This window comes from Arthrobacter sp. K4-10C (genome assembly GCF_059090085.1).
Genome location: NZ_JBNHFI010000001.1, coordinates 390,220 through 409,814 on the forward strand (window position 1 = coordinate 390,220; position 19,595 = coordinate 409,814).

General features: G+C 65.6%; 20 protein-coding genes, 1 tRNA gene and 1 pseudogene. 10 read left to right on the forward strand and 12 right to left on the reverse strand.

Translation table 11 applies throughout. From position 1 onward, the window contains the following. Positions 1–142 precede the first annotated feature (142 nt). Positions 143–613, forward strand: coding sequence for a hypothetical protein (locus tag AC5RUU_RS01825; RefSeq protein WP_493973494.1), 471 nt, complete (start codon positions 143–145; stop codon positions 611–613). Further along, a complete protein-coding gene (locus AC5RUU_RS01830; RefSeq protein ID WP_493973495.1) occupies positions 597–2,060 on the forward strand; it encodes a multicopper oxidase family protein in 1,464 nt (487 codons plus the stop codon). The genes AC5RUU_RS01825 and AC5RUU_RS01830 overlap by 17 nt, the downstream gene beginning before the upstream one ends. Positions 2,061–2,080: 20 nt before the next feature. Here AC5RUU_RS01830 and AC5RUU_RS01835 read toward each other — a convergent pair whose 3' ends face one another. Next, positions 2,081–3,757 (reverse strand): LuxR C-terminal-related transcriptional regulator, encoded by a 1,677-nt coding sequence (locus AC5RUU_RS01835; protein ID WP_493973496.1) that lies wholly within the window; start codon positions 3,755–3,757, stop codon positions 2,081–2,083. Between the two features lie 185 nt (positions 3,758–3,942). Between AC5RUU_RS01835 and AC5RUU_RS01840 the strand changes: the two genes are divergently transcribed. Then, the gene (locus AC5RUU_RS01840) at positions 3,943–4,365 is read left to right on the forward strand and encodes an ester cyclase (RefSeq protein WP_493973497.1); all 423 of its coding nucleotides are present in this window, start codon (positions 3,943–3,945) and stop codon (positions 4,363–4,365) included. 3 nt (positions 4,366–4,368) lie between these two features. On the opposite strand, the gene AC5RUU_RS01845 is transcribed toward AC5RUU_RS01840, so the two are convergent. Then, a complete protein-coding gene (locus AC5RUU_RS01845; RefSeq protein ID WP_493973498.1) occupies positions 4,369–6,048 on the reverse strand; it encodes an AMP-binding protein in 1,680 nt (559 codons plus the stop codon). A gap of 95 nt (positions 6,049–6,143) precedes the next feature. Here AC5RUU_RS01845 and AC5RUU_RS01850 point away from each other — a divergent pair, with 95 nt between their 5' ends. After that, positions 6,144–6,422 carry a putative quinol monooxygenase gene (locus tag AC5RUU_RS01850; RefSeq protein WP_493973499.1) on the forward strand — a complete coding sequence of 93 codons (279 nt, stop codon included), beginning with the start codon at positions 6,144–6,146 and terminating at the stop codon, positions 6,420–6,422. Between the two features lie 64 nt (positions 6,423–6,486). Here AC5RUU_RS01850 and AC5RUU_RS01855 read toward each other — a convergent pair whose 3' ends face one another. Both AC5RUU_RS01855 and AC5RUU_RS01860 read right to left on the reverse strand, forming a co-directional pair. Beyond that, entirely contained in the window at positions 6,487–6,909 is a 423-nt protein-coding gene (locus AC5RUU_RS01855; RefSeq protein ID WP_493973500.1) for a thioredoxin family protein, read from the reverse strand. A gap of 122 nt (positions 6,910–7,031) precedes the next feature. Continuing rightward, a complete protein-coding gene (locus tag AC5RUU_RS01860) occupies positions 7,032–7,586 on the reverse strand; it encodes an acyl-CoA thioesterase (RefSeq protein ID WP_493973501.1) in 555 nt (184 codons plus the stop codon). Between the two features lie 68 nt (positions 7,587–7,654). Between AC5RUU_RS01860 and AC5RUU_RS01865 the strand changes: the two genes are divergently transcribed. Next, positions 7,655–8,389, forward strand: coding sequence for a potassium channel family protein (locus tag AC5RUU_RS01865; protein WP_493973502.1), 735 nt, complete (start codon positions 7,655–7,657; stop codon positions 8,387–8,389). Positions 8,390–8,746: 357 nt separating this feature from the next. Further along, positions 8,747–9,775 carry a LysM peptidoglycan-binding domain-containing protein gene (locus AC5RUU_RS01870; protein WP_493973503.1) on the forward strand — a complete coding sequence of 343 codons (1,029 nt, stop codon included), beginning with the start codon at positions 8,747–8,749 and terminating at the stop codon, positions 9,773–9,775. 88 nt (positions 9,776–9,863) lie between these two features. On the opposite strand, the gene AC5RUU_RS01875 is transcribed toward AC5RUU_RS01870, so the two are convergent. From AC5RUU_RS01875 to AC5RUU_RS01885, 3 genes are all read right to left on the reverse strand, one after another. After that, entirely contained in the window at positions 9,864–10,289 is a 426-nt protein-coding gene (locus AC5RUU_RS01875; RefSeq protein WP_493973504.1) for a CBS domain-containing protein, read from the reverse strand. Positions 10,290–10,545: 256 nt separating this feature from the next. Next, positions 10,546–10,627: transfer RNA gene (locus AC5RUU_RS01880), tRNA-Tyr, on the reverse strand. Positions 10,628–10,793: 166 nt separating this feature from the next. After that, complete coding sequence (locus AC5RUU_RS01885; RefSeq protein WP_493973505.1) at positions 10,794–11,048, reverse strand: hypothetical protein; 255 nt, start codon at positions 11,046–11,048, stop codon at positions 10,794–10,796. 188 nt (positions 11,049–11,236) lie between these two features. Between AC5RUU_RS01885 and AC5RUU_RS01890 the strand changes: the two genes are divergently transcribed. Continuing rightward, positions 11,237–11,728: a YajQ family cyclic di-GMP-binding protein gene (locus AC5RUU_RS01890; protein WP_258802981.1), complete on the forward strand. Its 492-nt coding sequence runs from the start codon at positions 11,237–11,239 to the stop codon at positions 11,726–11,728. A 172-nt stretch (positions 11,729–11,900) separates the two neighbouring features. Here the strand turns inward: AC5RUU_RS01890 and htpX are convergent, their stop codons facing one another. Continuing rightward, positions 11,901–12,761, reverse strand: coding sequence for a zinc metalloprotease HtpX (gene htpX / locus AC5RUU_RS01895; protein ID WP_493973506.1), 861 nt, complete (start codon positions 12,759–12,761; stop codon positions 11,901–11,903). Positions 12,762–12,926: 165 nt separating this feature from the next. On the opposite strand from htpX, the gene AC5RUU_RS01900 reads away from it, so the two are divergent. The 3 genes from AC5RUU_RS01900 to AC5RUU_RS01910 all read left to right on the forward strand — a co-directional run bounded on the left by AC5RUU_RS01900 (position 12,927) and on the right by AC5RUU_RS01910 (position 15,662). Next, the gene (locus tag AC5RUU_RS01900; RefSeq protein WP_493973507.1) at positions 12,927–13,412 is read left to right on the forward strand and encodes a Fur family transcriptional regulator; all 486 of its coding nucleotides are present in this window, start codon (positions 12,927–12,929) and stop codon (positions 13,410–13,412) included. Positions 13,413–13,419: 7 nt separating this feature from the next. After that, positions 13,420–14,901, forward strand: coding sequence for a catalase (locus AC5RUU_RS01905; protein ID WP_493973508.1), 1,482 nt, complete (start codon positions 13,420–13,422; stop codon positions 14,899–14,901). 125 nt (positions 14,902–15,026) lie between these two features. Further along, positions 15,027–15,662, forward strand: a complete 636-nt coding sequence (locus AC5RUU_RS01910) for a DUF2461 domain-containing protein (RefSeq protein ID WP_493973509.1) — start codon at positions 15,027–15,029, stop codon at positions 15,660–15,662. 50 nt (positions 15,663–15,712) lie between these two features. Here the strand turns inward: AC5RUU_RS01910 and AC5RUU_RS01915 are convergent, their stop codons facing one another. From AC5RUU_RS01915 to adhP, 4 genes and pseudogenes are all read right to left on the reverse strand, one after another. Beyond that, positions 15,713–16,315 (reverse strand): TetR/AcrR family transcriptional regulator, encoded by a 603-nt coding sequence (locus tag AC5RUU_RS01915; RefSeq protein ID WP_493973510.1) that lies wholly within the window; start codon positions 16,313–16,315, stop codon positions 15,713–15,715. A gap of 88 nt (positions 16,316–16,403) precedes the next feature. Further along, a complete protein-coding gene (locus AC5RUU_RS01920; RefSeq protein WP_493973511.1) occupies positions 16,404–17,954 on the reverse strand; it encodes an amino acid permease in 1,551 nt (516 codons plus the stop codon). A 174-nt stretch (positions 17,955–18,128) separates the two neighbouring features. Further along, positions 18,129–18,536: a DUF779 domain-containing protein gene (locus AC5RUU_RS01925; protein ID WP_493973512.1), complete on the reverse strand. Its 408-nt coding sequence runs from the start codon at positions 18,534–18,536 to the stop codon at positions 18,129–18,131. Then, a pseudogene (adhP, locus tag AC5RUU_RS01930) lies at positions 18,536–19,558 on the reverse strand (alcohol dehydrogenase AdhP). The gene AC5RUU_RS01925 and the pseudogene adhP overlap by 1 nt, the downstream one beginning before the upstream one ends. Positions 19,559–19,595: the final 37 nt, after the last annotated feature.

Consider the following 19,595-nt stretch of genomic DNA (forward strand, 5'->3'; position numbering starts at 1 on the left):
GGGTTGCCTCCGCCCCTCCCCCGTGGCTGGCTTCCATCCACCCTGCGGCCACCCGCGTTCCACCGCCCCTTCATCGGCCACTAGCGTCTGGATCAGAACGGATGCTCCAGATAACGTCCGGACAACCCCAGAGGAGGACATCATGCGCAGGATCTACTCGGCCTTGGCCTGGATCATTGCAGGCGGTGTCGCGGTGCAGGCAGCTTCGATTGCCTTCGGCCTCGGCGGCATGGCGCGCTACATCCAGGACGGCGGCGTCATCGACAAGGCCCTCGTCGAGAGCCGCGAGGCGACGTTCACAGGTGACCTCGGCTTCCCCATCCACGGCATTGTGGGCGGGATGGTCATACCACTGGCCGCCGTCGCGCTTCTCATCGTGGCGTTCTTCGTGCGGATTCGTGGTGCACGCCGGTGGGCGGCCATCGTGCTCGGCGTGGTGGCGCTTCAGATCACCCTCGGGTACTCCATCAGCGATATGCCGTACCTCGGCCTGGTTCACGGCGCGAACGCATTGGCGGTGCTGCTGACCGCAGTCTACGCAGGGATGCTCGGCAGCCGGAAGCGCACATCGGGAACAACAGAACAAGCTTCCTCCGATGCCGTCGCAACCTGACCTCATCAGGCGTGTCGCCGCCGGATTCGCTTTGACGGCTGTACTTGGCCTCGGAGCGCTGGCGTGGAGCTCAACGCTCATGGGTGAGTACTCGGTCATGGACATGGGCGGCGGCCAGGCGGCCCACGCGCACGGCGCCGCGGGCGCCGTCAGCGTGGCGGCGCTTATCCCGGATCCGCTCCGGACCCCGGACGTCAGCGTAGTACTCGTCGCCCGGCAGGAGACCGTTGAGGTTCCGGGCGGGCGCCCGGTGGAGGGTTACACGGTGAACGGTACCTCCCCCGGGCCCACCCTCCGCGTGCGGCAGGGCGATCTTGTGGAGGCGGTGTTCGTGAACGAGTCCGTGGCGGCGGGGGCCACCCTGCACTGGCACGGACTCGATGTACCAAATGCGGCCGACGGGGTTGCCGGCATTACCCAGGATGCAGTTCCTGCCGGTGGCCGGTACGTCTACCGGTTCATTGCCGCCGACGCCGGCACCTACTGGTACCACTCACACCAGGTATCGCATGAGCAGGTGGAGCGCGGGCTGTTGGGCGCCATAATCGTTGACCCCGTCCCGCAGGCTGAGGACAGCAGCACCGACTTTGTGGCGCTGCTGCACGTCTATGGCGGCCAGCACACTCTCAACGGACGGCTGCAGGACCACCATGTGCCGGCTTCCACGGGTTCGCTGGTCCGGGTCCGCGTCATCAACACCAACCAGGGCACAGCGGCGGTATGGTCCGCCGGTCCGTTCACGGTGGTTGCAACCGACGGGCACGACGTGAACAGCCCGTCCCGCATTGATGGCCAAAAGGTTCTAATACCGGCGGGCGGGCGCGTTGACATCACCGTTGAGGCTCCCGCACAGGGCACGGCGAGTGTGCACGTCGGCGGCGCCCGCAGCATCCTGATTGGTGCCCCGGTCCCCGCGGACGTCCGGGACGCACGGCCTGCCCGGCAGCCGGACCAGGTCCTCGACTTGCTGGCGTACGGTGCGCGGGCCCCGTCAGGCTTCGACCCGGCGCTGCCGGACCGGACGTTTGACTATGCCATCGGGCGCCGCTTCGGTGTCATCGACGGCCGGCCCGGCAACTTCTGGACGGTCAACGGCCAGCTGTTCCCGGACGTGCCGATGTTCGTGGTCCGCGAGGGAGACGTGGTGCAGATGCGCATCCGGAATGACTCCGGAGAAGTGCACCCCATGCACCTGCACGGACACCACGTCCTGGTGCTCTCCCGGAACGGTATACCGGCGTCGGGAAGCCCGTGGTGGGTCGACTCGCTCGACGTCCATCCGGGCGAGTCGTACGTGGTCGCCTTCGTGGCGGACAATCCGGGCATCTGGAGCGACCACTGCCACACTCTGCCCCATGCCGTGGACGGCCTCGTCGCGCACCTGATGTATGAGGGGGTCTCCACTCCGTTCACGATCGACGGCGCGGCCGGCAACCAGCCCGAATAGTGGGCGTTATCCCTGACCAGTCATTCGTAACCACGCCGGGCGGCGTATACCGCCGCCTCGGCCCGGTTGCGCAGTCCCAGTTTCTCCAGCACGCTGCTGACATGGTGGGCGGCGGTCTTGCGGCTTATGAACAACCGGCCGGCAATCTCCTGGTTCGAGTATCCCTGGACCAGCAGTCCCAGGATTTCCTGCTCCCGCCGGGTGAGGAGCCCTGACCCGCGGGGTACAGACCGGCCGGTGGCGCCCCAGGACCGGAGCAGCGCCGCGGCCACGTCCGCGTGGTGGGATGCGCCCAGCCGGTCCAGTACGGACATGGCCGCCCTCGCCTCGGCGATGGCCAGCGAGGACTGGCCGTCGCTGGCCAGGACCTGGGCAAGTTCCAGCCGTGTCCGCGCGGCCTCGAGCGGAAGGTCCAGGATCCCGAACCAGCGGAGGGCGTCTTCGAAGCATCCCCTGGCTGGCTCAAGGCTTCCCGCCGCCGCCGCCACCCGGCCCCTAGCCAGGGCGGAGTGCGCGGACAGTAGTCGGACTTCCCCGGTGCCGCCATCAAGATCACTCAACTGCCGGGCAACAGCGGCCGCTGCGGCGGCATCGCCCGCAGCCAGGTGCGCCTCGACCAGCAGGCCGCGAGCACCCGCCGTTTCCAGCGGTGAGCGCTGCCCGCCGGTGTGCAGCGGTGGAACGGCGGCGCCGTCGTCGTTGCCGCGCAGCCACCGTTCGGCCAGAGCCACGGCCGACGCCGGCTCGTTGGCGGCCAGGGCCAGGCCTGCCGCCGCGAGGCTGGTTTCCACGGGGGCCCCGATACTGTCGATGAGGGCCCTGGCTTCATCAAAGTGCCCCTGCCGGAGCCGGAGCTCGGACAGGCCAGCTATAGTCCGGTGGTACATGCCGGGGAAGACATCCCTGGTGGCGTCTGCAGCCCGGCGCAATTCGTCCTCCGCCTCGGCCCAGTGCCCGGTCAGCAGGAGGACCTGCCCGTGAACCATGCGGCACTGGGCGTACAGGTAGGGACAGCCGTAGGACTTCATCCAGTCGTCGGCGGCCTGGGACCATTGGGTGGCGCGCCCCAGATCGCCCAGGAGCTCACATACCGACAGCATCGAGCAGCTGGCCATGATCACTGTGTAGAGCGTGGTGCCGTCGCCGCCGAGCGCGCTTGCCATGGCCTCGTCCACGCACCGCAGGCCCGCCTGCACCTCACCGTCTTTGACCAGGATCACCCCGCGTTCCGCCAGGGCACAAATTGCAAGGTCCGCGTCGCCGAGCTCCCGGGATGCCGCCAACGCACGCTCCACCAGGTCCCGGCAGTGCCGGGTCTCGGTGGAGAGCAGCGCTGCGCAATAGTCCAGCCAGGCCAGAGTTTGCCCGTCGTCGGGTCCGGCCAAGCTTTCGGCGCGGGCCAGCCAGCCCCGCGCCGCGGCCTCGTTGCCCAGGGACATGCCATAGACCAGGCACAGCCAGATGGCAGAATCGATCGCGTCGGGTACGTTTCCGGCCCGCCGGCTCGCGGCGTACGCGCGCTCACGGCAGTGGACGCTGCCGCTGGCGTCGCCGAGGAAGAAGAGGGAGTCGCCCAGCCCGGCCAGGGCCTCCGCCGACCCCGATTCCGCCAGCGCTTCCTCGAATGCCGTACGCGCCTCGGCCCACCGCCCCGCTTCCAGTGCAGCGTGGCCCCTCGCTGTCAATTCCTCCAGCACCACGCTTAATTACAGCACTCCACCGATGGGTTCCCTAGGGGATTCATCGGCCGCTGCGTAGCCTGGCAGTCGGACCCGCGCGACCGGTTCAAAAATGGGTCAGTTGCCCGATCCGTCCGGTTCGGCGCCCCGGCAATCTGGAGGTGTCCGGGGATCGGACAGCACACCTCTTTAAGGAGCCAGCAATGAGTATTGAAGCATTTGCCAAGGCAGTGGAGATCATCAACACCCATGACGCGAAGAGCTTTGCCGCCACGTACGCCGCGGATGCGGTGGTCCACGACCCGCTCTACCCGCAGCCCCTGAAAGGACGGGACGCCGTGGAGCAGGACATGGTGGAGCTCCTGCGGGCGTTCCCCGACATGCGGTTCTCCACCGGCGCCCTGCTCCAGGACGGCGACACTGTCGCTGCGGAATTCACGCTGCGGGGAACGCACCAGGGTCCGCTGGCATCACCTGACGGGGAGATTGCCGCCACCGGCCGGTCCATCGAGAACCACGGCGCCGTCTTCTCCAGGTTCGATGCGGACGGGAAAGTCACAGAGGAACGCCGCTACTACGATGCCGCCGGCCTGCTGGGCCAGCTGGTACCGGCAGCGGAGGAGTAGGCGTCACAGCCCCAGCCGGGCCACGGCCTCCTCGCGCATCTCCACCTTCCGGATCTTCCCGGAGACCGTCATGGGGAAGCTGTCCCGGAGCTCCACGTAGCGCGGGATCTTGTAGTGCGCCAGCTGCCCGCGGCAGAACTCTGCAATGGCGGCGGCGTCGAGCGGTTCGGCGCCGGGCTTGAGGATGACGCAGGCCATGAGTTCCTCGCCGTACTTGTCGTCCGGCACCCCGATCACCTGCACGTCCTGGATGGAAGGGTGGGTGTAGAGGAACTCCTCGATCTCGCGGGGGTAGATGTTCTCGCCGCCCCGGACCACCATGTCCTTGATCCGGCCTTCGATGACCACGTACCCGTCGTCGTCCATCCGGGCAAGGTCGCCGGTGTGCAGCCAGCCGTCGGGGTCGATGGCCTCGGCGGTCTTCTCCGGCTGGTTCCAGTACCCGGCCATCACGGCGTAGCCGCGCGTGCACAGCTCCCCGATCTGCCCGCGCTCCAAGGCCTCGCCCGTGGCGGGGTCCACGATCTGGCTTTCCAGCCGGGGCATGGTCCGGCCCACCGTCTCGGTCCGGTGCTGCAGGGTGTCCCCCTGCCGGGTCATGGTCGAGACCGGCGAGGTCTCGGTCATGCCGTAGCAGATGGCCACGTCCTTCATATTCATCTCCGAGATGACCCTGTTCATCACCTCGACGGGACACGGCGAGCCCGCCATCACACCGGTGCGGAGCGTGGAGAGGTCGTACGTGGCAAAGTCCGGCATGGCAAGCTCGGCAATGAACATGGTGGGGACCCCGTACAAGGACGTCCCGCCGAAATCCTGCACGGCTTCCAGTGTGGCCGCTGGTGAGAACCCGCGGCCCGGAATGATGGTGGCCGAACCGTGGCTCAGCGCGTTCAGGTTCCCGATGACCATGCCGAAGCAGTGGTAGAACGGCACCGGAATTACCACACGGTCGTGCTCGGTGTACCCCAGCAGTTCCCCGATGGCATATCCGTTGTTCAGGATGTTGTGGTGCGTCAGTGTGGCACCCTTGGGGAAGCCGGTGGTGCCGGACGTGTACTGCAGGTTGATGGGGTCGTGCGGGCTGAGTTCCGCCATCCGGGCTTTCAAGGCGGAATGCCCGACGGCGTCCGCCCCCTTGAGCAGTTCGGCGTACGTCAGCTCCGCGTCCCCCAGCGGGGCCACACCGCCGTCGGGCCCCTCGCCGCCGGGCGCGGGAAGAAACACGAGTTCGCGCAGGTCCGGGCATCCGGCGAGCGCCCGCCTTGCCATGCCCACGTAGTCGCTGTTCCGGTCCGACGGGGCCGCCACCAGCATCCGCATGCCGTTCTGCTTCACCGCGAATTCCAGTTCCTGGCTGCGGTAGGCCGGATTGACGTTGACCAGGATGGCGCCCACCTTGGCGGTGGCGTACTGCAGCAGCGTCCACTCGGCGCAATTGGGGCTCCAGATCCCCACCCGCTCCCCCTTGCCGACGCCCAGGGCGAGGAGCCCCCGGGCCAGCCGGTCGACGTCGTCGTTCATCTTGGTGTAGCTCCACCGCCGGGCATCGGCCCCCGGAACCGGCCCCGCTTCGATCAGCGCGTCATGGAACGGGAACCTTGCCACCACCCGCTCGAAGTTCCCGCCGATAGTCTCCTCGAGCAGCGGAACGTCAGTGTCCCCGGCTGTATAAGCACGCATGGTGGCACGCTACCAACAGGTGAGGGGCAAATGAAGCACCCCCGCCCTGCGCAACAGAACGGGAGCCGGTGCCGTGGGCCGGTATTGTGACATCCATGAGTGCACCGATTGACCTGCAGGCAACGTTCATCCCCAACGAGGGCGAATTCTTCCGCGTGAAGCTCGCCCTGGAAATCGCCATCGACGAGGTGGTGAACGAGCCGGGCTGCATCCGCTATGAACTGACGGAAGCCACCGAGGAAAGGCTGGTCCTGACCGAGCAGTGGGCCTCCGAGGATGACCTGGACAAGCATTCCAAGGGCATTGCCGTGCAGGACCTGAACGAGTCACTGAGCGCACTGCTCGCGGAACCCGTCAAGGTGGAGCGCATCTAGCGCAGCCTTTAACGTGAAAGCGGGACCCCTCCTGTGAAGAGGTCCCACTTCCCGTTAAGAAGACTTAGATGTCCGGGATCTGGGAGCCGTCCTGGGGTCCCGCCGGCTTGCTGGCAGCCGCGGCTTCTTCCCGCTGGCGTGCCACGTGGGCATGGACTTCCTCCATGTCCAAGGCCTTCACGGCGTCCACCACCTGTTCGAGCTGCTGGGCGTTCAGGGCGCCAGGCTGCGAGAACACCAGCACCTTTTCACGGAAGGCCATCAGGGTGGGGATGGACGTGATGCCTGCCTCCGCAGCTAGCTGCTGCTCGGTCTCCGTGTCCACCTTGGTGAAGAGGACATCCGGGTGCTTCTCGGACACAGCCGAGTACGTGGGGCCAAACTGCTTGCAGGGCCCGCACCATTCAGCCCAGAAATCGACCAGGACAATATCGTTGCCCTCGATGGTTGACGCGAACTGTTCACCTGTGATGTCAAGGGTAGCCATGCGTCCACGCTACGCGGGATGGCTGCCGATGTCGCGGCCACAGGGCGCTTGTTCGCTCCCCGCGTCATCGGGAATAACCCGGAGGGAGCCATATTCACGCGGCATCCGCACATACCTGCAGGTCAGGCGCTGGTCTTCCAAAGGTGCGGGGCCGGGGTACGGCTCCCGGGCAAGGCGCTCGAGGCGCGCCACTCGTGGATCCACTCGGGCAGGACCAGGTCGGCCGGGGGCGCGCCGAACTCGCGCAGGATCTCCTCCAGTCCCGTCGGGCCGGCTTTGGTGACCAGGCGGGTGGCGATGTAGGCGCGTGCGTAAATTTCGCCGTCGGCCACCATCCGCTGCTCAAAGTAGATGGCCTTCGCATCCAGCCCGATAATGCGCGTCTCAATGGTGTACTGCTGCCACAGCTGGAGCGATTTGCGGAACGAGATGGTCTCGGCGGCCACTACCGGGCTCCAGCCGCGGCGGCGCATCCGCTTCCACACACCGCTGCGCACCATCAGGTCGAACCGGCCCAGATCCATCAGGGACAGGTACATGCCGTTGTTAACGTGCATGGCGATATCGATGTCCGTGGGCAGCACGCGCAGGGGCAGCGAGGCACCGTCCCAGACCGTGAGAGGCTGGCGGCGGGCGGACGTGAACAGCAGGAGGAGGGTTCTGAGGAGCAGATGCATCCCCTTATGCTACCGGTCGGTAACATGTGGCAGGCCCTCCCGGCGCCAGCCCGCGTAGGATTTCGTCCATGACCCAACAACGCTACCGGGACCTGGCGGAGTGGCCGCTAATGGCAACCGCGCTCCTCTTCCTGGCGGCGTACACCTGGCAGGTCATCGGCCGCGTTGAGGGCAGCGGAGCCATCTGGCTGGAAGCCACCATGTGGGCCACCTGGGGCATCTTCGCCCTTGACTACGTGGCCAACCTCTGGCTTGCCAGGGACCGGTGGAACTGGTTCATCCGCAACCTGCACGAGCTCCTCATCGTGGCCCTGCCGTTCTTCCGGCCGTTGCGCCTGCTCCGGCTGGTGACGCTGCTGTCCGTCCTGCACCGCACCGTGGGCGAGACCCTGCGGGGCCGCGTGGTGACATACGTGGCGGGTTCTGCAGCCCTGCTCGTTTTTGTCGGCGCCCTCGCCGTCCTGGATGTGGAGCAGACGGCGCCGGACGCCAAAATCGTCACTTTCGGCGATGCGCTCTGGTGGGCAATTACCACCATCACCACGGTGGGCTACGGGGACATGTACCCGGTGACTCCCATCGGCCGGATGGTGGCCGCGGCACTCATGATGAGCGGCATCGCCGTCCTGGGCGTAGTCACGGCGTCCATCGCGTCCTGGCTGGTGCAGCGGGTGGAGGACACCGCCGAAACGGTGGCCGATGCCGTGGAGGAGCCGGTGCGGGCGGAAGTGGCGGAGCTTGTGTCCGAGATCGCTTCGCTCCGGCGCGAGATCGCGGAACTCAAGGAGCACCGCACGCTGTAGCTGTAGGCGTGTTTCGGAAGCAAGTATCGGGCGCGTGACGCGTGAGTAGCAGGTCCGGCGCCACCAAGTACCGCCTCAAAAAACTCAGGTAATTCCTACTGGTGCCGCGCCCTGTGCTTGCTTCCTAGACTCGGGATTCCTAGGACCCAACACGCACCGGCGGGTCCCCCGGGGTTTGCTTCCCGGGGTATCCGTTTCGTCGCGGAGCCTCCGTATTTCTGGGTATGCGGATGCCTCCATCCCGCGCTGCCTGCGCACCCCGGCACCAGCCGGAGCCACCGGCGCGCTGCATCTCGATCCGTCCCCGTTTGCCGCATTCCTGCGTCTGCGCGGGGGCCGACCCCGGATGGGCCACCCATGAACCAGCCATACCTCAACACCTCCGAAGCTGAGAGCAGAAGCTTCGCCACCGATGAACCCCGCAACGGCCTCACCACCGGCCGCCCCGCCATCAGCAACAGGCTGTGGGCAGGGATGGCCACCGCCGCCGTCGTGGCAGCGGTAGGCGTGGGAGCCCTGGCGGCCCCGTCCTCCTCCCTGGGCCAAGGTACGACGGCGGCCGGCGGGGTTGCCGGCGCCGCGGCACCTGCCGAAGGCGCTGTCCCGCCCGTGGACACGGCGGCAAATCAAGCTTCCTCCGGGCAGGAGCCCGGTGCTGCCGCCCCGGCAGAGGCAGCAGCGGCAGCCGAAGCACCCGCAGCCGAAGCACCCGCAGTCGAAGCGCCCGCACCAGCAGAGCCGGCGCCCGCGGACCCTGCACCGCCACCCCCTGCGGAAGCTGCGCCTGCCGCGGCCGGAGACCCGAACCTTTACACAGTGGTTCCGGGCGACACGGTGGGCGGCATCGCCGGCAGGCATGGGGTGGACATGAATGCCATGCTTGCCGCGAACGGCCTGAGTCCGTACAGCATCATCGTTCCCGGCCAGACGCTCGTCCTGACCGGCCCGCCGGCAGCAGCTCCTGCCGCGCCCGTTTCCTCCCCGGCTGCGGCGCCGGCTCCTGCTCCCGCACCGGCAGCGGCGCCGGCTCCTGCTCCCGCACCGGCAGCGGCACCGCCCGTACGCACCATTTATGTTGCCGGTGCTGGCGGGCAATCGATGGTGGACGCCTGCATCGGCCCCATCCACTACACCCCGAATGACGGCTACTCGCTGTTCATCACCGAACACGATTACTGCGGGGGCTGGGCACGCTTCTCGGGGATCGGCGTAGGAGAAACTGTGAGCATCCCCGGTTACGGCACCTACACGGTGACGGCCCGGGGCCAGGTTCCCAACCCGGGCACCACCAACGACGTGCTGAATGTATTCGGCGGGTTCCCCCGCGCCATACTGCAGACCTGCATCCCGGGTACCAGCCAGATGCTCCTGATTGCGCTGAACTGATTTTTCGGATTTCACAAGCTTGTCCGCGGGTCCGGACCTACAAGGACGGAATCCGCGGACAAGGCCAGGTTGCAGCAGGGTACCTGCGCTACACCCGATGGCGCTCCGAGATGTGCTCCACCAGTTCGCCCACGCGCTGCTCGGAGTAGTTGCGGGCAATGTCGCCCTGGCTGATGATGCCTACCAGCTTGTGGTCGGCGATCACGGGGAGCCGCCGGACCTGATGCCGCTCCATCATTTCGATGGCTTCGTCAACATTTGCGTCGGCATCAACCCAGTGGGGCTTGCCGGTTGCGAGGTCCCGGGCCATCACGTCGCTGGGGTTGCGGCCGGCGGCAACGCACTTGAGGACGATGTCGCGGTCGGTAATCATGCCCTTCAACTTTCCGTCGTCACCGCAAATGGGCAACGATCCGCAGTCGAGGTCCATCATCATCCGGGCTGCGTCCACCAGGGACTGGTTTTCCTTGATACACCGTGCGTCCGTGGTCATGAATTCACGTACAGCACTCATTGAATCCTCCTTCATCGATGGATGTATCGACGCAGGGCATCGGGGCACGTGCGCCGATATCGCCAGCCTACGCCGCCCCCGGCGCAGTGTCGACGGCGGATTTCCGCTTCTGCGGAGGCCCCAGTTCTCCCCCTCAGATGGTCAGCTCCCCCTGCAATAACAGGGGGAAAAGACCAGTGCGCGGGGAGCAGCCGGGCGGGAATTCCAGGCACGAAAAAGCCTCCGGAACCGTGTGGTTCCGGAGGCTTTCCTTGGGTGGCAGATGAGGGATTCGAACCCCCGTAGGCGTTGCCAGCTGATTTACAGTCAGCCCCCTTTGGCCGCTCGGGTAATCTGCCGAACTTCATAAGAAGACCCGGGCTGCAGTCTACAGAACGTCCGTTTCCGGGCCGTTCCGCTTCCAGTAACCGCGGGCAAGACAACTTTACAGAACTTCCGCCAAAGAATCGAATCGGGCCCCGGCCGGGCAGAAAAACCCTGGATCCTGCGGATGTTCGAAGCCCATCACGCCTCGCCCAGGATCCTCCCGGCAAGCTTCGCCTCGAATTTCACGGCCTGCTCCTCGGTGATCTGGTTCAGCTGCACAGCCCGCTGCAGATCCTCGCGGACGCCTTCCATCCGGGAGGACGCGTCCGCCACCGGACTGAAGATGATGGACGCAGCTACTGCCGCCGCCGCCACGGAGGTTGCTGCCGTCGCCACTGCCCCGGCCGCGGCTGTGGTGGTTTTCGTGACGTACTTGGCGGCTTTGCGGTGCATTGTGTTTTCCCTTCGAGCAACGATCCAACACGTACAACCCTTTCCGGCGCTCCTTCGTTCCCTCCGTGCGTCCGCTGAGAGGGAACTGTGAATCCCTCCACGCACCCGGCCGGGTATCCGTATTAGGCTTGAACGCAGTGATCCAGGCCCTGTCCGTGCACAGGGCTCCCACCCCCAGAAGGAGAGTCATGGCAGGCGAGTCAACGTTCGACGTCGTAAGCAAGGTGGACAAGCAGGAAGTGGCCAACGCACTCAACCAGGCCCAGAAGGAACTGGCGCAGCGCTACGACTTCAAGGGCGTCGGCGCCGAGGTGGATTTCAGCGGCGAGAAGATCCTGATGAAGGCCAACTCCGAGGAACGCGTCCTCGCCGTGCTGGACGTGCTTCAGTCCAAGCTGATCCGCCGCGGTATTTCGCTGAAGTCGCTGGACACGGGCGAGCCCTACGCGTCTGGCAAGGAATTCCGCCTGGAGGCCTCCATCAAGGAAGGCATCGCCCAGGACCTGGCGAAGAAGATCAACAAGCTCATCCGGGACGAAGCCCCCAAGTCGGTCAAGTCCCAGATCCAGGGCGATGAGCTGCGCGTTTCGTCCAAGTCCCGCGATGACCTGCAGGCAACGATGGCGCTGCTGAAGGACTTCGACGAAGCCGACCTGCAGTTTGTGAACTTCCGCAGCTAGCCATCAGTTTCAAGGCGCAAGATCCTGCCGCCGGCAATAGACGCCGGCGCTGCCTGATACGGGTAGCGCCCGCGTTTTTTCGTGTCGCGTTTGGTTTTCTGCGTCGCCGGACAAGGATGCCATGTGGCGGAAAGTACGACGCCGGCGCGCCAGTTTGGCGGCAGGCCCCAGGTCAGCGCCTGCCCGCCATCCGCTCCAGCCGGGCAATCCGGTCGCGCATGGGCGGGTGCGTTGCGAACAGCCTGGTGATCGCCCCGCCGCGGAAGGGGTTGGCGATCATCAGGTGCGATGCATTGACCAGCCGCTGGTCCTGGGGCAGCGGTGCGATACTGACGCCGCGCTCTATCTTGGCCAGGGCGGAGGCGAGCGCCAGCGGATCGCCGGTCAGCTGCGAACCGTCCTCGTCGGCGTCGTACTCCCTGGTCCGGGAGATGGCCATTTGGATCAGCGACGCCGCGAAAGGGGCCAGGAGGGCCATGGCCAGCACGGCCAGGGGGTTGGCGTTGCGACGGTCGCCACCGAAGAACAGCAGCATCTGCCCCACTGACGTGATGACGCCCGCGACGGCGGCCGCAACAGATGAGGTGAGGATGTCGCGGTTGTAGACGTGCATGAGTTCGTGGCCCAGGACGGCCCGGAGTTCGCGTGCGTCGAGGAGCTGCAGGATCCCCTCCGTGCAGCAGACGGCGGCGTTCCGGGGATTGCGGCCGGTGGCGAAGGCGTTGGGGTTCATAGTGGGTGAGATGTAGATACGCGGCATGGGCTGGTTGGCACGGACGGACAGCTCACGGACCATCCGGTGGAGCTGCGGGGCCTGTGCCTCGCTCACGGGATACGCCTGCATGGACCGGATGGCGATCTTGTCGCTGTTCCAGTAGCCGTAGGCCGTGGTGCAGACGCCCACCAGCGCCATGATCCAGATGGGCGCCGAGCTGCGCGTGCCTGCCCCGATCAAGGCTCCAAGGCCTAGCAGCACGGCCCAGAGGACGCCAAACAGCGCTGCGGTCTTCAGCCCGTTGTAATGCTTGTGCACGTCCGCTCCCTTCCTCCATGGGTCGATGACAGCCGCCGGCAGCCGGGCCGGCCCCCAGGCAAAATCCTAGCCCCGGCGTCTCCCGCGGTGGCCGCCGGCAACCGACTTGAAGAAGTTAGCCAACCCTTATTGTGAGAAATTCATAATAGGTGTTTCAATGGAGCCATGACGGAGCACTCTGGGGGCCACGAGGACTGGGCTGGAGCCCTGCGCGCCCACGGCCGCAGGGTGACCAAGCAGCGGCTGGCCGTGCTGGCCGCCGTCGAACGCCACCCCCACTCCCCCGCCGAAAGCATCCTTGCCGCTGCCCGTGCCGAGCTCCCCGAACTGACCGCGCAGTCCGTGTACGTGGTCCTGGGGGACTTGACGGACCTGCACATGCTGCGCCGCTTCGAACCCCCACACTCACCGGCTCTTTACGAAACCCGGGTGGGCGACAACCACCACCACGCCATCTGCATCAGCTGCGGACGCGTCGAGGACGTGGACTGCGCCGTAGGCCACGCACCGTGCCTGACGCCCCACTGGGATGAGAACACCAGGCCGATGACCATCCAGATCGCAGACGTCATGTACCAGGGCATCTGCCAGGACTGCCAGCAGTCCCAACAACTTCCCTCCAATCGTCCCTCCCAAGAAAAACAGAAATAGGAGAACAATGACTGTCATTTCGACAACCCAGTCAGGTGCCCCCGTTACGTCCGATGCGCACTCCAAGTCGGTTGGTGCCGATGGCGCCATCATCCTGACTGACCACTACCTGGTGGAAAAGCTCGCCCAGTTCAACCGGGAACGGGTGCCGGAGCGCGTTGTGCACGCCAAGGGCGGCGGTGCATTCGGCACGTTCAAGACCACCGAGGATGTCTCAAAGTACACCAAGGCCGCGTTCCTGCAGCCCGGCGTCGAAACCGAGATGCTGATCCGCTTCTCCTCCGTCGCCGGCGAGAACGGCTCCCCCGACACCTGGCGCGACCCCCGCGGTTTCGCCGTGAAGTTCTACACCTCCGAGGGCAACTACGACCTCGTTGGCAACAACACCCCGGTGTTCTTCATCCGCGACGGCATCAAGTTCCCGGACTTCATCCACTCCCAGAAGCGCCTTCCGGGCACGCACCTGCGCGACGCCGACATGCAGTGGGACTTCTGGACCCTGTCCCCCGAGTCCGCCCACCAGGTCACCTGGCTGATGGGTGACCGCGGCCTGCCCGCCTCCTGGCGTGAAATGCAGGGCTACGGCTCGCACACCTACCAGTGGATCAACGCCGCGGGCGAGCGGTTCTGGGTCAAGTACCACTTCCACTCCAACCAGGGCGTGAAGAACATGACGTCCGAGCAGGCCGAGGCCCTGGCCGGCTCCGACGCCGACTTCTACATCCGCGACCTGTCCGAGAACATCGAAGCCGGCAACCTGCCCTCCTGGGACCTGCATGTCCAGGTCATGCCCTACGAGGACGCCAAGACCTACCGCTTCAACCCGTTCGACCTGACCAAGGTCTGGCCGCACGCCGACTACCCGCTGATCAAGGTGGGCACCATGGAACTGAACCGGAACCCGGAGAACTACTTCGCACAGATCGAGCAGGCCACCTTCGCGCCGTCGAACTTCGTGCCGGGCATCGCTGCTTCCCCGGACAAGATGCTGCAGGCCCGCATCTTCTCCTACGCGGACGCACACCGCTACCGTGTGGGCACTAACCACGCCCAGATCCCGGTGAACCAGCCCAAGAGCCAGGTCAACAACTACAGCCAGGACGGCGCCGGACGCTACCTGTTCAACGCCCCGTCCGTTCCTGTCTACGCCCCGAACACCTTCGGTGGCCCGGCCGCGCTTGAGCCGCAGAACCCGGCCGGCGGCTGGGAGAACGACGGCGAGCTGACCCTTGCCGCGCATTCCCTCCACGCCGAGGACAGCGACTTCGTCCAGGCCGGCACCCTGTACCGCGAGGTTTACGACGAAGCCGCCAAGGCCCGCTTCCTCGACACCATCACCGGTGCCGTGGGCGGCGTCAAGCGCTCAGACATCAAGGAACGCGCCATCCAGTACTGGACCAACGTTGACGCCGAACTCGGCGCCAAGCTGCGCGCCAACCTCGGTGCAGCACCCCTCTCCGACGCAGAAGCAGCCAACAAGATCGGCTGATTCTCCGCTCGCTGAGCATTGAAACCACCCCGTCGCGGATGTTCGTGGCGGGGTGGTTTTTTGTGCTATCCACATAGCCAAAGGGTTTTATGGCCGCCGCCGGAAGCGGTCCCTAGGATCGCTGTATGACAAGTTTCCAGGGCATCCCGGCCGGCGCTTTCGGGTTCTATGCGGAGCTGCAGGACAACAACAACCGGGAGTGGTGGCTGGAGCACAAAGGCAGCTACCAGTCGCTGGTACGGGATCCGCTCACCTCCCTCCTGGCTGAGCTGGAACCCCGGTTCGGGCCGGGACGCATTTTCCGTCCCAACCGGGACATCCGGTTTTCACTGGACAAGTCCCCCTACAAGACAGCCCAAGGCGCGTTTGCCTCGGTGCAGGAAGGCGTGGGCTACTACCTCCAGATCAGCGCCGAGGGCCTGCTGGTGGGCGGTGGCTACCACTCCCATTCCCCCGCCCAGCTGGTCCGGTACCGGAACGCGGTGGACGCCTCCGGCACGGGAGAGTCCCTGCAGCGCATTACGGGTGCGGTGGCAGCCGCAGGTTTTTCGGTGGAGGGAGAGAAACTGAAGACGGTGCCCCGCGGCTACGACCGAAACCATCCGCGGGCCGAACTCCTGAAGCATAAATCACTCGCGGCCAGTATGGATCTCGGCCAGCCTGGCTGGCTGGACAGCCCTGCTGCCGTCAGGGAAATTTCCGGCCTGTGGGATGAGCTGCGTCCGCTGGTGGATTGGGTGGGCCGCTATGCGGCCCCGTGACACCCCGCAGTTGTTCCGGGTACTCTTCCCGCTTGCACTTGACGGGTGGTTCACGCCTCGTGGACGGCCGCGAGGCGGGTTTCAAGGTTGTTGAAGAAGACCGAGAGCATCAGTTCGAAAGCCTTGGTGGCCGCCTCCGGCTCGTTCATGACCACGAAGTCGAACTGCAGTCCGTAGAAGGTTGACGTGAACAGCCGGGCATCGGTGTCGGCGTACTCCTCAGGGATACCCTGCACCATCAGCCAGTCACGGGTCTTGTGGTGGAGCATCCGGAAGTGCTCCTGCGACGTTCCCCTGGGCTCTGCAGCCACGATGTCCTGGGCCGTGGCCTCGAATTCAAGCCGGGTCAGGTGGCGGTTCCGCTGGGCCATGGTCCACTGCCAGGAATCAAGCAGGAATTCCCGCCATGCTGCGCGGTCGATGTCGCGGACGTCGGTGTTCCGCATCCGGTCCAGCCGGGACTCAATGGAAACCACGATGTCATTGATCAGCTGGTCCCGGTTTCCGAAGTGGTACACCAGCACATAGGCACTCATGCCCAGCCCCTCCGCGAGGCTACGGAAGGTCAGCTCCGCAAGGGTCTTGTCCATCAGGTAATCGAGGATGGCGCCCAGCAGTTCTGCTTTTCGTTCGGTTCGTGTGGGGCGTGCCATGAATCCATCCTAAGAGCCGGCTCCGTCCCGGGAGCCGGGCATGTGAATGCCCGCCCCGGCCAGGCCCGGGCGGGCATCAGCAGGGCCGTCAGGCCCGGGAGTACTCGTCTTCCTGGTCGGAGTCGCGTACGGCTGCAGCGGCACCGTTGACAGCGGAGTTGGCCTCGCTGAAACGCTCGTTGAGGCGCGAGTGGCGCTGGCCGTAGGCGAAGTAGATGGCCAGGCCGATCGCGAGCCAGATGGCGAAGAAGATCCAGGTCTCTACGGCCAGGTTGGTCATCAGGTAGAGGCACAGCACCGCGGAAAGGATCGGCAGGACCTTGCCGAACGGGACGCGGAAGGCAGGCTTCAGGTCCGGGCGTTTCCTGCGCAGCACGATGATGCCCAGGCTGACCACGACGAAGGCGGACAGTGTGCCGATGTTGATCATTTCCTCGAGCAGGTCCACGTTGGTCAGGCCGGCCACCAGGGCAACCGCGGCGCCGCAGATGATCTGGAGGCGGGCCGGCGTCGCATGTTTCTCGCTGGTCTTGGACAGGGCCCGGGGCAGGAGGCCGTCGCGGCTCATGGCCAGGACCACCCGGGACAGGCCCATCAGCAGCACCATGATCACGGTGGTCAGGCCCACCAGGGAACCGAACGCGATGATCTTAGCGGCGGAGGTGTCTCCCACTGCTTCGAACGCGGTGGTGAGGGTGGGGTTTTCCGCCTCGGCCAGTTGGGTGTAGGACACCATTCCGGTCAGCGCCAGCGAGACAAGGATGTAGAGCAGTGTCACCAGGGCAAGTCCGCCGAAGATGCCGCGCGGCAGGGTCTTCTGCGGGTTCTTCACTTCCTCGGCCGAGGTGGCCACGACGTCGAATCCGATGAAGGCAAAGAACACCAGGGCTGCGCCGGCGAAGATTCCCAGGGTGCCGTACTGTGCCGGGGCTGCGCCCGTGAGGAACCCGAAGAAGGACTGCTTCAGGACGTCAGCGGTACCGGTTCCGCCTGTCGGCTCGGCCGCGGGAATGAACGGAGCGTAGTTCTCGAACTTCACGTAGGTGAAGCCGACTACGATCACGAAGAGGACAACGCCGATCTTGATGAGGGTGAAAATGTTCCCCACCCGTGCGGACAGCTTGGTGCCCAGCACCAGCAGCACCGTGAAGACGGCAACAATGAGGAACGCCCCCCAGTACAGGTCCACGCCGGCCAGTGAGATGGCCGGCGGGATGTCCGCGCCCATGAGGGCGAACACCTTGCTGAGGTAGATGCCCCAGTATTTGGCGATGACCGCCGCGGCGGTGAAGAGTTCCAGGATCAGGTTCCAGCCAATGATCCAGGCGAGGAGTTCGCCCATGGTTGCGTACGTGAAGACGTAGGCGGAGCCGGCTACCGGGATGGCGGTGGCGAACTCGGCGTAGCACATGATCGCAAGGGCGCAGGTGATGGCGGCGACCGCGAAGGACACGGTTACGGCAGGGCCGGAGAAGTTGGCTGCGGCCTTCGCGCCCACCGAGAAGATGCCGGCGCCAACAGCAACGGCGACGCCCATGATCATGAGGTCCCAGGTGCTGAGTGAGCGCTTGAGCTTGCGTCCGGGTTCATCGGCGTCGGCTATTGACTGCTCGATGGATTTAGTCCGGAGAAGGTTCATAGGGGATCACAATCCTGATTTCGGATGGAAACAGACTTATCCACGATAGTGTCCATCCACTGGACGGCCCCAATTGTTCCGAATGGTGAGACGGTACTGTTGCCGAACTTTATTCTGGAAAAGCACTTGGGGCCCTCCAGTTGGAGGGCCCCAAGTGCTTTTGGGCCGAACCGCTCAGGCGGGCCAATCCATCAGGGTGGACCGGATGAGGAAGCGTTTGCCTTCGGGCGCCTCCACCGAGAACCCGCTCCCCCGGCCGTTGACCACATCGACGGTCAGGTGGGTGTGGCTCCAGTAGTTGAACTGCTCCCGGGACATCCAGAACTCCAGCGGCTGCGGGTCCGCACCGCCGGACAGGTCAAACAACCCCAGCAGGACGTCCGAGTCCCCGGTCAGGAAGTCGCCCGCCGGATAGCACATGGGCGAGGACCCGTCGCAGCACCCGCCGGACTGGTGGAACATCAGGGGCCCGTGCCGGAGCCACAGCGAGCGCAGCAGGTCCACCGCTGCCGGCGTGAGCGCCACCCGGGAAAAGTCCTCCCCGGGCAGCGTCACAGCGGCATCGAGCCGCTCCGGAGCCATCAGAACCTCAGGACCACGCGGCCGTCGATCTTGGCGTGCTTCATCTCGTCGAATACCGCGTTGACCTCCGAAAGCTCCCGGACCGAGACGGTGGGGTGGATCTTGCCCTGCGCATAGAAGTCCAGGGCTTCCTCCAGGTCCTGCCGGGTGCCCACTATGGAGCCGCGGACGGTAAGACCCTTAAGCACAATCTCGAAGATCGGAGCCGGAAAGTCTCCCGGCGGCAGGCCGTTGAACACGATGGTGCCGCCCCGGCGTGCCATCCCGATGGCCTGGCCGAAAGCTGACGGGTGCACCGCAGTGACCAGGACTCCATGGCAACCTCCTGTTTCGCGCTGGATTACTTCAGCCGGGTCCTCGTGCAGCGCGTTAACAGTCACTTCCGCCCCGTGTGCCTTGGCGAGTTCCAGCTTGTCATCGGCGATATCGACGGCGGCCACCCGCAGTCCCATCGCGACGGCGTACTGGACGGCAATATGCCCCAGGCCGCCGATGCCAGAGATGGTGACCCATTGACCGGGCTGGGCTTCGGTCATCTTCAGGCCCTTGTAGACGGTGACGCCGGCGCAGAGCACGGGTGCCACTTCGACGGGGTCGGATCCCGCCGGGATGCGGGCGGCGAAGCGCGAGTCCACCAGCATGTATTGGCCGAAGGAGCCGTCCACGCTGTAGCCGCCGTTCTTTTGCGCCTCACACAGGGTTTCCCAGCCGGTACGGCAGTACTGGCAGTCGCCGCAGGCGGATCACAGCCAGGCGTTGCCCACCAGGTCGCCGACGGCGAGGTCGGTGACGCCCTCGCCGAGGGCCACTACTTCGCCGACGCCCTCGTGGCCCGGAACAAAGGGCGGTGCGGGCTTGACCGGCCAGTCACCCTCAGCCGCATGGAGGTCCGTGTGGCAGACGCCCGTGGTGAGCACCTTGACCAGCGCCTCCCCCGGGCCGGGGGTGGGTACTGCGATGTCCTGGACCTGGAGGTCCTGACCGAATTCGTTTACTACTGCTGCTTGCATTGTCGTCGTCATTGGCGAAATCCTTGCGTCGTTGTAGCGGGAGTGGAGC